This is a genomic window from Microbulbifer mixtoriginis (SeqCode), assembly GCF_052467705.1.
In genome coordinates this window covers 4372718-4384505 of record NZ_CP174322.1, presented here as the reverse complement: position 1 = coordinate 4384505, position 11788 = coordinate 4372718, and the positions used below count along the sequence as shown (strand labels likewise).

Here is an 11788-nt window from a genome sequence, read left to right as displayed (position 1 = left end):
ATGACGGGGGAGAGATCCCGACTTAGTGGCCGCGTTGGACGATATAATCGGCCAGCTGCTTCAGTAGTAGTGTATCGCCGGGCAGTGTTGAAAGGGCACTTAAAGCCTCCCCGCGCAAGCCCTGGAGCTTCTCTTTTGCGCCTTTGAGCCCCAATAGGGATACATAAGTCGGTTTGTTGAGAAGGGCGTCTGCGCCCTGAGTTTTACCCAGAATGGCAGTATCTACTGTGACGTCAAGGATATCGTCCTGTACCTGAAAAGCCAGGCCAATGGCTTCTGCGTAGAGGGTTAGCGCTTCCAGTTGGTCGCTGGTGGCACCACCGTGCAGCGCGCCCATGCGCGCACTAGCGCGAATAAGGGCGCCAGTTTTCAGGCGATGCATCGCTTCTAGTTGTGCCAGGGTGAGGGTTTTATCCACAGAATCCAGGTCGATGGCCTGACCTGCAACCATTCCCCGGCTGCCAGATGCCTTTGAGAGCTCCGCAATAAGTAGTAGCTTCAATGCGGGCTCGGTGTTATCGGCCAACAGCAGTTCGAATGCCTGGGTTTGTAGTGCATCACCGGCGAGAATAGCGGTGGCCTCGTTGTAGGCGATATGGCAAGTGGGACGGCCCCGGCGCAGGTCGTCATCATCCATGGCTGGCAGGTCATCGTGCACCAGTGAATAGGCGTGGACGCACTCAAGGGCAGCGGCGCTGGCGTCGCATCTGGCAGGATCAAAATCCACCCCACGGAAGACCTGGGCACAGGCGTACACGAGTGCTGGGCGCAGGCGTTTGCCAGGGCCCAGTGCGGCATAGCGCATGGCCTCAAAGAGCTTATTGGCACCGGGAATAGATTCTGTCAGCGTGTCGCGGATACGGCTTTCGACACGCTGAGAGGAATCCTTGAGGAATGCACTCAGCTCGGCGGGCAGGGAAGGGGAACTCACTTAGGAATCGCCTGAGGAGTTGTCGGCCTCGAACGGCAACTCGCGAATACTACCGTTCTCCTCCATCAGCATTTTGACCTTTTGCTCGGCGCTGGCGAGTTTTTTCTGGCACTCACGGGTGAGTTTGACCCCTTGCTCAAAGTCGGCCAGGGCCTCCTCCAGGGGCAGGTCTCCTGCCTCCAGGCGTTCTACTAATTCTTCAAGAGCCTCCAGGCTCTGTTCAAAACTTGCCGATTTTTTCTTTGCCGCCATAGCATCGCCTCGTAATTGCGGGGCAACCTTAGCCGCTGGCGCGGCAGGGGTCAATTGGCACGGAGTAAGGGGTAAGAGGGAGTTATTGCAAAGCCTCCCTTGAAAGCAGGTAGTGGGCCAATGCTTTTTTCTGCTCCTCGGTGAAATCATATCTGGGCATCGGGGGGGTTGGCGTATCAAAATAGTCCGCCAGGCTTTGCACGGTGTACTTTTTGTTAAGCCCTGCTAATGGTACCTGTTGCTGGTGGCACTGCGCACAATTGTGGCTCAGGTATAGCGCTCTTCCCTCGCGCGCGGCGGTGGCATCGGTTGGTGGTGGTTTTTGGGGTACCCTAGGTGTGGTAGGCGTTCTCTCCGCGGATAACTTTACTTTTTGTGGGGTAGCGGTGGGTGAGAGACGATAGATGGCCCCCGCGTAATCGTCTGATATATAAATATTGCCCTTGCCATCTTCGGCAATTGCCACTGGCCTGCCAGAAACCTCCTTGCGGTTGTTGCTGAGGAAGCCCCAGAGGAAATCCCGTTGGGTGATTTTCCCGCCTTCATCCCAGTGTAGAGATACCACTTTGTAACCATCTTTCACGCTTCTGTTCCAGGAACCGTGCAGTGCTACTAAGGCAGCGCCGCGATAACCTGTCGGTTGTTCCGGACTTCGCAGGAAGCGGATGCCTAGAGGGGCATTATGTGCGGCGAACTCGTGTACAGGGGGGAGGGAAGCGGCAATCATTTCTTTGATGGTGGGGTCTTCATCGTCGATAAAGTCCGGGTCCGGTACCCGGTCACCATAGGCGTAGGGCCAGCCGTAGAATTTGTCGGCTTGGATAAGGTTGAGTTCATCGGGTGGCAGGTTGTCACCCAGCCAGTCGCGACCATTATCTGTGGCATAGAGGCCGCCATCTTTGGGTGACCAGTCAAACCCCACACTATTGCGCAGGCCGGTGGCGAATATTTTGAGGTCACTGCCATCGGGACGCAGGCGCATAATACTGGCGCGTCGACGATCTTTTTCTACACAGACGTTACAGCTGGAACCGCTACTGAGGTACAGCCAGCCATCCGGTCCCTTTTCAAGGGTTTTGGTCCAATGGCCGCTGTCTGCCAAGCCTTCGACGATTCTCTGGTAACGCCCTGCCAGGCGGGCATCGGAGTGATCAAAGGGCACTCTGCCTACAGCATCGCTTTCCGCTATATATAGCCAGTTCTCATGCAGTAGAAGCCCGTGTGGGCGGTTTAAGTCTCCAATTAATATGCGCTGGCTGTCGGCGCGTCCATCACCGTTACGATCGGGGGTTAACAGGGAAACCTGTCCCTTCTTGGGTTGGGATACGAGGATATCCCCCGAACGGGTTATTGCCAGCCAGCGAGCATTGGGCACATTATCTGTAAATAGTTGTAGTTGATAGCCAGTGGCGGCTGTTAAATTTTGAGTGACCTCCTGCTCGCTGGTTTTCGCGCCTCCAATGATTTGGCGCCAGGGAACGCTAATACCCGAAGAGACTGCTGTGAAGGCGCTTGAAACAACGGCGCTGAAGATAAGCAAAAAAATTAGCGTATATTTCAACGTCTTTTTCCCTGTTTCGATTGAACTTGAAATAAAGGTGTTTATAGTGGCCGCGCTCATGCACTGAGCTCCGTTTTAGCACAGTGTACTCATCGAGTCTCCCTCTCATTTATTAAAGAAATATTTCACCTTGTGAGATATGTCTTACATAAAATTCAGCAGATTACCCCTACTCTTTTTTCGCCTGATGTCCATAATTAACTGGCAGGGACGCAAAAGGGACTGCAACTCTGCGGCAAAGGATAAAAGGAATGCGCCGCTCGCCCTAAGGATATGGGCACCATCCTGTGAGACGCACCGCCCGGGCCGGATTGCCTGGGCGGTGTTTTACATGCTCGAAGACTTTATATTTGTTCAAATAACTTTTAATAGTAATTCTTTACTTAATCTTCATCCTCTCTAATCGTTAATTATTCACGGTCGGTACTTTTTGTAAGCCAGGTCTGCTTCTATCTGGAATTTGTAATATTTATCCGCTTTAATGATGAGAGGTCGGCCATTATTGCTCGGGCCGGTGGAGGATGGCGCATTCAGCAATCAATCATTAGCAGTGCCCGTTTACGCTCTGGCATTCTCTCACTGCCGGGCTCTTGTCCTCTCGCCATTGAAATCATCAGCGGGTTATCGCCCTTATCACTTTAACGCCTTATCCAAACTGGACTCTCAAGTTCAGGCTTATTTGTCTATCTCTTTCTTCCAGGCAGCATGTCAAATCAGATACTTGAGTGCCGGAAAAGTATCCGCTTGGTTAGCTGTAGTAGTAGGCCGGGTTCTTCTGTCTAACTGCGGGGAGGCGAAGTCATGCAAGCACGCATTTTGCGCCTGAATTTGGCGGGACAGCCATTGGACTGGCTCACTTGGCAGGAGGCTTCCTGTTTATACGTCCGGGATCTGGTTACCTGGTCTTTGGGGGGCATAGTACAGAGGGTAAGGGGCGGGTTTAATCGGAATGGAGAGCGTTCGGCCCTGGATCTGGCATCAATTATCGCCTGTGGCGGTGCTCGAATGGCGCGGCCACGCAACCGTCCGCCGCTTACAAACCGCGCACTTTTCTTTCGTGATGTGCACACCTGCCTCTACTGCGGGAGTATTTTTAAGTCAGCTGAGCTAACTCGAGATCATGTTATCCCAGTGTCGAAGGGAGGGATGGACTCTTGGGAAAATGTGGTCACAGCCTGTCGCCGCTGTAATCAGCATAAGGGCAATTTTTTACTTGAAGATATTGATATGGAATTACTGGCTCTGCCTTTTTGTCCCAATGCTGCAGAATACCTGGCTTTGATTAATAGTGAACGGATCCGCGGAGATCAGATGGAATTTCTGCGCAGTCAATTTTCCCGTAGACGGCAACAGAATTGGTTATTGCACTAGTTGTGTTTTGTTTACTGACATTAAAAAAAGGGGCTATAGCCCCTTTTTTTAATGTCACTTTTCTGAGTGGAGTTCAAGGTAGTATCTATTTAACTGATTGTTTTACCGCGGAACGAATTTGCCCCGTCAGATATTCAGTAAAATCATGGCCATGGTTTTGCATCATTTTGGGGAACATAGAGTTGGGGGTCATTCCGGGGAAAGTATTGACTTCATTTAGGTAGAGCTCCCCTTCGTCTGTTAGGAAAAAATCGATGCGAGAGAGATCTTTCAGCTTTAGGGCCTTAAAAGTACGTATCGAAACTTCCTGAATCCAAGCCAATTGCTGTTCGCTCAGACCCTCAGCTTTAATAAACGTCTCGGCGCGACTGCCTGCGGCATATTTTTCCTTATAGGTATAAAAAGTATCTGCTGGCGCGCGGACCTCACCGGGATGAGTGGCTATGAGCTCTTCGCCATAAGTGTAAACTGCCACCTCGAGTTCGCGGGCATTGAGGGCTTTTTCTACCAATACATAGGATGAGAGGGTAAAGGCTTCTGCGATTGCATCTTCCAAATCTTCCTTATGGCTGACTTTAAAGCAGCCCACCGAGGAACCCTGGTTTGAAGCTTTGATAAAGACCGCTTCCCACTCTTCCAGTGCGGCGTGGGCCTTACTCAACTCTTCAGCCTCCAGGCTGTGTAGAAAAAGATAGGGGGTGTTATCGATCCCTAGCGCGCTCAGCCACATTTTCGTTTTAATCTTGTTAAAACAAATTTTGCTCGCCTCCGGTGCTGAACCGAAATAGGGGATGCCGAACATCTCGAGCTGGGATTGCAGGTCGCCAGTTTCTCCTGGGTAACCGTGAATTGCTGGGATGACGTAATCCACATCCCAGGCATTGCCGGCTTCATCGCGAATCTTGCCATCGTAAAAGATATGATAGACGCGACCTTCTTTATCAGTCAGGCAGCCGCTAGCATCCATCTCAACTCGCATCAGGGCGATATCTTCGGATTCGGCCAATTGTCCTTCAATAAAATCTGCGGTGCGCAAGGACACTTCGTGCTCGCTGCTGCCACCGCCGCAGATAAGCAAGGTGTTGATCATAAAGTTATTCCATCGTGGTGCCAGCTGGAGGCGCCAGTAAAACCTGCTGGCACTGCTGTGGCATCGTCTTGGGTTTGGGTTTTGTCGGCTGGGCCTTAGTGCCGTTCAGTATTGCGTAGAATTCTTCGCTGAACCACCAGTCCAGGTCATTACCGCAGGGTGTGGTGCGCACCGGAGCCTGAGGCTTGCAGTCAATGCTGCCGGCCGGGCAGGCAAGCCGCACATGAAAATGGTAATTGTGTCCCCACCAAGGGCGTACTTTGCGTAGCCAATCATTGTCGACGCCCGAAATTTCACATAAGTGACGCTTGATGGTGGGATGGACAAAAATCCGCTCTACCCGCTGATCCTCTGCGGCCATACGCAGGATCTTGGGGACTCGTTCGTCCCAATTTTCTTTGACCAAGCGATGTTCGCGGGTATCCGCCAGAGGGATAGCGGAGATATTATCGCGCTCCCACTCTGTCAGTGCCCGCTCTGCGGCGCGCTTGTCTTGTGAAAACCAAATATCCACATCAAGGCCGGTCTGATGGCTACTGTGCCCTCCACTGCCAAAGGGACCACCTCGCGCCATGGACATATCGCCGATCTGAATTCTGCCGAGATTATTCCGTGCAACACTCCGGGAAAAGTCCTTGAGGAAGGCGATGGTGTCCGGATGGGCGAAGTGGCGATCGCGGCCGGTGCGCACCAGTTGATAGCCCTCGCCACGTAGAGGCAGGGTTTCTCCTCCCGCGAGACAGCCATTGGTATAGGTGCCTATGCTGGCTGGGTTCTGTGCGCTGGGGCTCTCACTCTCCTCCCAGGGGTTGGCCTGGGCCTGATAGCTCAGGATGGCGGTGGCTAGAGCCAGAGCGCTGGCGAAGAGCTTGGTATTGGCGAACAGTTTGGGGCGATTAAATAAGAGAGACATAAATCCCTAGTTACCGATAAGTCTGGTGGTCGGGTTGCGCTGGGCGCGGACCCGACGAGTATAGACTGACAGTTTACTAGCTCTGTGACGCAAGTATCTCTTTACAGTTCCCTATCAGTTGGTCCATTTCCTGATCTGTGCCAATAGAGATACGCAGGTATTCACTGATGCGGGGCTTATTGAAGTATCTCACCAGAATGCCCAGTTCGCGCAGTGCCAGGTAGAGGGCCTCGGCACCAGGGGCAGGGGGCTTCGCCAGGATGAAATTCGCTTTGGAAGGTATAACTTCAAACCCCAGTTCAAGCAGTGCCTCTTCTGTGCGAGAGCGTGTGGCGACAACCTTGCTGCAGTTGTTTTCATGCCAAGCCCTATCGCGGATGGCTGCAGTAGCCACTTCCTGTGCGATGGCATCGATAGGATAAGAATTGAAAGAGTTCTTGGCGCGCAGCAGCCCCTCAATCAGGTGTTCCTGCCCCATAGCAAAGCCGAGGCGCAGACCTGCCAGAGCATAAGACTTAGACAGGGTGTGAATGACCAGCAGATTGGGGTATTGCTCGATCAATTGGGCGGCACTTTCCCCCCCAAAATCGATGTAGGCTTCATCAATGATCACCACTCGCTCTGGTTGTAGCTGCAGTAGTGCTTCAATTCTATCGAGTGATAAGTAGCGTCCTGTCGGGGCGTTGGGATTGGGGATAATAATTCCAGCGGCAGTACCCGAGAAATCCTCCACATTGAGACTAAAGTCTTCTGAGAGGGGAATACTGCGGGACTCTATGTCGAAAAGCTGGCAGTACACAGGGTAGAAGCTGTAGGTGATATCGGGAAACAGTAAGGGTTCGTTGCGGCGGAAAAAGCTATAAAAACTCAGCGCCAGGACCTCATCAGAACCATTACCGACGAAAACCTGCCTGTCATTCAGTCCATATCGCGTGGCAATGGCTGCGCGCAACTCACAGGACTCTGGGTCGGGATAGCGACGCAGGGCGTCGGCAAAATCTCTCTGTGTCAATAGTGCCAGGGCTCGGGGCGAAGCGGGGTAGGGGTTCTCGTTGGTGTTCAGTTTAATCAGAGTTGTACCGCTGGGCTGCTCACCGGGAGTGTAAGGTTCCAACTGTTCCAGGCCGGGGCTCCAAAACACTGTATTCACTGCTCTACCTCTGCGTTCTCGTTTTCTGCGGAAGAGCTCTCCTTGCTCTCATTTTCCGGCTCTTCTTTTTTGATAGGAATATCAAATAGTGCGGCCGAACCGGTGATAAATTCCTGCATGGGCACCGGTTTACGCAACAACATATTATCGTATTTGAGCTCAGTGGAGAGAGCCGGTGTTTCGCGGAAGTCATCGATCGAGCTGATCGTTTCCACCAGACTGAGGCCTAAAAAGCCGAGCGGCAGTACTAGTGCTACCGCCCAGCGCCAGGCGCGCCCTAGGTTGGTGGCCAGATAACAAGCGCACCAGAGCATAGTGGGCAAAATGACAGCGAGTACCAGGAAGTCCAGAACCTCCATGGTATCCCCTATGGCGAAGTTGTAATTCAGTATACTGCCTAACCACTCCCAGACGGCGTAAGTGAGTACGCCCATAGCGGCGATGGAAAGGTGGGCAAAAAAGTGTGTTTCGTGGCGAACCACCCTGCCTACAAAAGCCCAGGCACCCGCATAAATCACCAAGCCGATCACCGCACTGACTAAGATGTTGACGGCGATGGTCCACTGATAAGTACGCGCGTAGCCGAGGTAGCTGAGCAGTACCGTGGACAGGGCTACGGCGAGTACCAGGAGGGTGGCGTACAGAGGGTTGGATAGGCTGGCAAACAGATTTTCCAGCGAATGCAGAGGGGTGGCCTCGGCAACATCGTCATCGCAATTAAATATTCGTAAGCGCGACTTACCACATTGTATTAGATCCCCAGAGGTAATCTGATGGGAGGAGATCTCCCCAGGCTTAACCGATCGGTCTTTCAGATTCCCCAGTAGCTGGCTGCCATTCACCGTATTCAAATCGTGCAGAATATAACTGCCATCTTCTTCCCGACGAATTTCTGCATGGCGCCCATCTGTGTGGATGTCTTCCAAGATTGCATCGTTGCTATAGGCGCGGCCCAGGGTGAACTTTTCACCTTTCATTCGGTAGCGCACCTGCACCCGGTGAGCGCGGTTGAGTTCTTCAATTATCAGTGCCATTGGATTTCGCTCGTGAACTTCTCGGCAAAGGCGTCGGCAGACTCCCGGGTAAAGCCGGATAGAGTAAAGTGGCTGACCAGCGCGCGATTCTTCTGGTCCACGCTGAGGCTCAAGAAAAAGATATCGTACAGGTCGGGGAAGTTTTTATAGCGTCTTACACAGTAACTGGTGCGGCTAATTAGCGGTTTTTTACTGCGCTCTGGTTTGGATACGGGGCCATTGCCATTGCGCGGCTGGGAGGTAAAGTTCTGGCGGCAGCGGAAGTTGGTGACATCCTCTTCACCGGCACTGTTGCCAGGATAAAAAGTGCTCATCTGATGCTCGTATTCCGCATAAAAGCGTGCCGGTAGAAGACCTTCAGATTCGAGCCAGAAAAACTCGTACTCCACTCGACCGGTGTTAAAGTCGTCGGAGAGAAAAATCACATCCTGCCCAGTACAACCTTTATCGATGCGTTTAATAGGATTGTCGCTATCTTCCTCACTGTTGCCCCAGCACTTAATGGCGGGCACTATTTCCCCAACAACCTTGGCCTCGCCGAGGGAGCGGCGCTGCCAGTCCGCCTCCAGTATGGAGTCGATAATACGCTGTTGATTGTCGAGCAGCTGCTGGTAGGTGACCTTTTGTAGGTCCAGCGCCACATTGCGTTGATGGAAGTGCTTTAACAAGTTGATCAGTTTATCCACCGGAACCAGGAAGCTTACCTGGTTACCAGCAGTTGCCACATTGATCCCCACTACTTGGCCGCGAGTATTAATAGCCGGGCCACCACTCATGCCGGGATTAATAGAACCGGCAAAATGAATACGATCGTAAAAACTACCTCCGGCGATACCGTTGTAAGTGCCTGGGATCAGGGTCATTCCAAGATCCAGAGGATTACCGAGGGAGACTATAGTTTCGCCTTGCTTTGGGGTTTCGGTGGCGAGCTGTAAGTATTCTTTGCCCGGCTTGTCCTGGCGTAGTAGCGCCAAGTCATTGACGACATCGATATCCAGGAGCTCCAGGGTGCCCTTGGTGCCATCGGTTGAAAGATATTCCAGTATATATTTATCCGGATCGCTAACTGCTTGCGCGACAACGTGGTAATTGGTGGCGAGTAGACCATCGGCGGAAATCTGGAATCCTGAGCCGAGCCCGGCTTTCGAATTAGAAGATTTTTCAATTAAGCGTATTTGATAGAGGCTGCCGCGATAGTCGCTGTAAAGCTGCTCATATCCCTGTGCCAGCGCCAGAGTTGAGAGACAGAAGAGCACCCAGGCCAGAAAGTGGGCAGAAAAATTCGGCATTTTTGTTTGATTAAATTATGGACAGAAGCGGTGATACTACGGGATATAGGGTAGTGCAACAAGCGGGCCACGGCAGGGGATAATTGCTGCGCGCCCGCGTTTGAGCTTTTTACAGGTAGTCGGTGATTTTTGGTTGTGCTTCTACAACTTTTTTATGCGATTCCAGATAGAAGCGGGTGAAGGTAGCATCCGCTTCCTGTGGTGAGATAAAGCCCTCACTAAACCCAGGGCTGACCGGGTCCAGATGTAGGCGCGCACAGCTGATCACATGAGCCGCTAGCTGGGCCATATTTTCATCTCCCACCGATATTCGGATTGTGGTTGCGAATATACCCGCCGCCTCCATGGCCTGAGGAGAAAGTTCGGAGTGAGAAGTGAGCGCGGGGCAAAGTACCATGGTATTGGTCTGCCCCAGGCTTACCATCTGTCCAAATGCGGGCTCCAGCGCATCGAAGAAACTCTTGAAAGCCTCAGTGGGAATCTGTGCCGCTTCCATATCAATACTAAATAATGGGGTTGGCAGCTGATAGCGCATCAAGGCTTTGCGTAGCTTCGAGTTCGGATGGCTTTCCACCGCATGGCTGTTCACACGAATTTTGCTGTGACTGGCGAAGAAATGGCTGAGGCACTGGGTATTGATACACTTGGTCAACATACGCATTTCCAGAGTGCGCATACCACAGTGCACCTCCCAGGCTTTATCCGCATCTAGGAAAGCGCCTTTGATGTAATACACATCCCAGAACATGCACTGATCCCAGTTCAGCCCCTTGGCACTGTCGCCCTTGGGAATAAACATACGGTGGTTTTCCCCAATCACCACGCCAGCGGTTGCGGCACCGGTGCCGCCAATGTCTTTGGTGTAGGAGTGCACAACAAAGTCTGGACGCTCCTCGCGATCTTGGCGTCGCAGTGGTTGGTAGAGGAAGGGGGTGGCCAGGGTGGCATCCAGGCTGATCAGAATATTTTCCCGGTGTGCAGCCTTACAGATAGCGGGTACGTCCAACATGATACCGTGGGGGTTGCAGGGCGATTCGATATAGACGTGGAGCTTGGAGCCCAGCTGAAGGGCATCGGCGTAATCGTGCTGTGTGTCCGCCAGTAGTTTTTCGAAGTCTTTACCGCTGGTGCCGTCAAACCAAACCAGCTGGATCGCCAGTTTGTCTGGGCGGGCGTAAAAATCCTGTAAGAGTTGGTGTACGCCGCCATAGATATTGCGCGAGACGATCAAAATATCGTCGCGGCGCAGCTGATTGGAGAGTAGTGCGTCAATGGCGGCCATACCGGAATTGAAGTTCCAGGCCATATACTCATTGGCTGCCGGTCCGCACTCCAAATCCACAATGGCGTTGGCCAGGGAGATTGAAGTGGGGTTAAGTAGGCGCGAGTAGATATCGTGGCTGGGTTCACGGCCGCGGAAGGCGTCGTCTACCCACTCGGTACAGGCATAGATATAAGTGGCGGTGCGTGCAATCACCGGCGTAGCAGAAAAAATCGCTGGGATATTATCGAATAGTGGGTAGCCACCGCGGGTGGTGATATTGAAATCATCTCCCTGCAGACTCTGAAAGCTGGCACGCAACGGATTTTGAAGGGTGTCCAATAGTTTTGCCAGCTGGAAACTCATAAAGCGCTTGGCATTGAAGTAGGCAATCTTGTCGGACCGATCCAATCGATTCAGAGTTTCGCTTACCTGACTCCACAGCTGGTTCAAGTTGCCCTGTGCTTGATATAACAGCGCCGCCGTTTGCTCCAGTAAACGCCCGTGCTCCGACTCCCGATCAATACAAAAATGCTGGAGTTGCTCCCGAGCAAGCTCCGCAATACTAGTGGCCTTAGTGCTGTTGCGTCGGGGAGAGAGAATTTTTACATCTTCGAGATTCGCTTCCATCGTATCCTCATCAGGTGATGCTTTTTGTTATTAGATGACTCTAACAGCCTAAGTGAAAGGATAAAATACTTGGCGTGTAATTCCTTGTAATTGGCCGTGATAGACCTGTAATTCCCGAATTCGTAAAGTAGCTACCAGTTGAGGGGGTACGGGAGATTGTGAAAGCGGTTCCCTGCCACGGATGGGCAGCCCCCACAACATTTCGGATGGATTTTGTATTCTCGCACTGTCGGAGGTGTGAGAAGCGGGAAGAATCAGCGCAAGCTGAGCGGACAAGCTGGAACCGACGGGTGCAGAGTCTTAGTC

The 11788-nt window shown here is 52.4% G+C and carries 10 protein-coding genes; 1 reads left to right on the top strand and 9 read right to left on the bottom strand.

Features of this window, described 5'->3' with window-relative positions; translation table 11 throughout:
* Positions 1-22: 22 nt before the first annotated feature.
* The 3 genes from ACJJIB_RS19180 to ACJJIB_RS19170 all read right to left on the bottom strand — a co-directional run bounded on the left by ACJJIB_RS19180 (position 23) and on the right by ACJJIB_RS19170 (position 2744).
* Positions 23-916 (bottom strand): polyprenyl synthetase family protein, encoded by an 894-nt coding sequence (locus ACJJIB_RS19180; protein ID WP_444888948.1) that lies wholly within the window; start codon positions 914-916, stop codon positions 23-25.
* Between the two features lie 15 nt (positions 917-931).
* On the bottom strand, positions 932-1183 hold the full coding sequence (locus ACJJIB_RS19175) for an exodeoxyribonuclease VII small subunit (RefSeq protein WP_444882781.1): 252 nt from the start codon (positions 1181-1183) through the stop codon (positions 932-934).
* 82 nt (positions 1184-1265) lie between these two features.
* Complete coding sequence (locus ACJJIB_RS19170) at positions 1266-2744, bottom strand: DUF7133 domain-containing protein (RefSeq protein ID WP_444887212.1); 1479 nt, start codon at positions 2742-2744, stop codon at positions 1266-1268.
* An 801-nt stretch (positions 2745-3545) separates the two neighbouring features.
* Here ACJJIB_RS19170 and ACJJIB_RS19165 point away from each other — a divergent pair.
* Positions 3546-4115, top strand: a complete 570-nt coding sequence (locus ACJJIB_RS19165; RefSeq protein WP_444887211.1) for an HNH endonuclease — start codon at positions 3546-3548, stop codon at positions 4113-4115.
* Positions 4116-4200: 85 nt separating this feature from the next.
* Here the strand turns inward: ACJJIB_RS19165 and ACJJIB_RS19160 are convergent, their stop codons facing one another.
* From ACJJIB_RS19160 to ACJJIB_RS19135, 6 genes are all read right to left on the bottom strand, one after another.
* On the bottom strand, positions 4201-5205 hold the full coding sequence (locus tag ACJJIB_RS19160; RefSeq protein ID WP_444882778.1) for a D-alanine--D-alanine ligase: 1005 nt from the start codon (positions 5203-5205) through the stop codon (positions 4201-4203).
* A 4-nt stretch (positions 5206-5209) separates the two neighbouring features.
* Complete coding sequence (mepA, locus tag ACJJIB_RS19155) at positions 5210-6118, bottom strand: penicillin-insensitive murein endopeptidase (protein ID WP_444887210.1); 909 nt, start codon at positions 6116-6118, stop codon at positions 5210-5212.
* 76 nt (positions 6119-6194) lie between these two features.
* On the bottom strand, positions 6195-7268 hold the full coding sequence (hisC, locus tag ACJJIB_RS19150) for a histidinol-phosphate transaminase (protein ID WP_444887209.1): 1074 nt from the start codon (positions 7266-7268) through the stop codon (positions 6195-6197).
* Positions 7265-8302 carry an FHA domain-containing protein gene (locus ACJJIB_RS19145; protein WP_444887208.1) on the bottom strand — a complete coding sequence of 346 codons (1038 nt, stop codon included), beginning with the start codon at positions 8300-8302 and terminating at the stop codon, positions 7265-7267. Before ACJJIB_RS19145 ends, hisC begins: the two co-directional genes overlap by 4 nt.
* On the bottom strand, positions 8293-9591 hold the full coding sequence (locus tag ACJJIB_RS19140; protein ID WP_444887207.1) for a S1C family serine protease: 1299 nt from the start codon (positions 9589-9591) through the stop codon (positions 8293-8295). The genes ACJJIB_RS19145 and ACJJIB_RS19140 overlap by 10 nt, the downstream gene beginning before the upstream one ends.
* 109 nt (positions 9592-9700) lie before the next feature.
* A complete protein-coding gene (locus tag ACJJIB_RS19135) occupies positions 9701-11482 on the bottom strand; it encodes a trans-sulfuration enzyme family protein (RefSeq protein WP_444887206.1) in 1782 nt (593 codons plus the stop codon).
* Between the last annotated feature and the right edge of the window lie 306 nt (positions 11483-11788).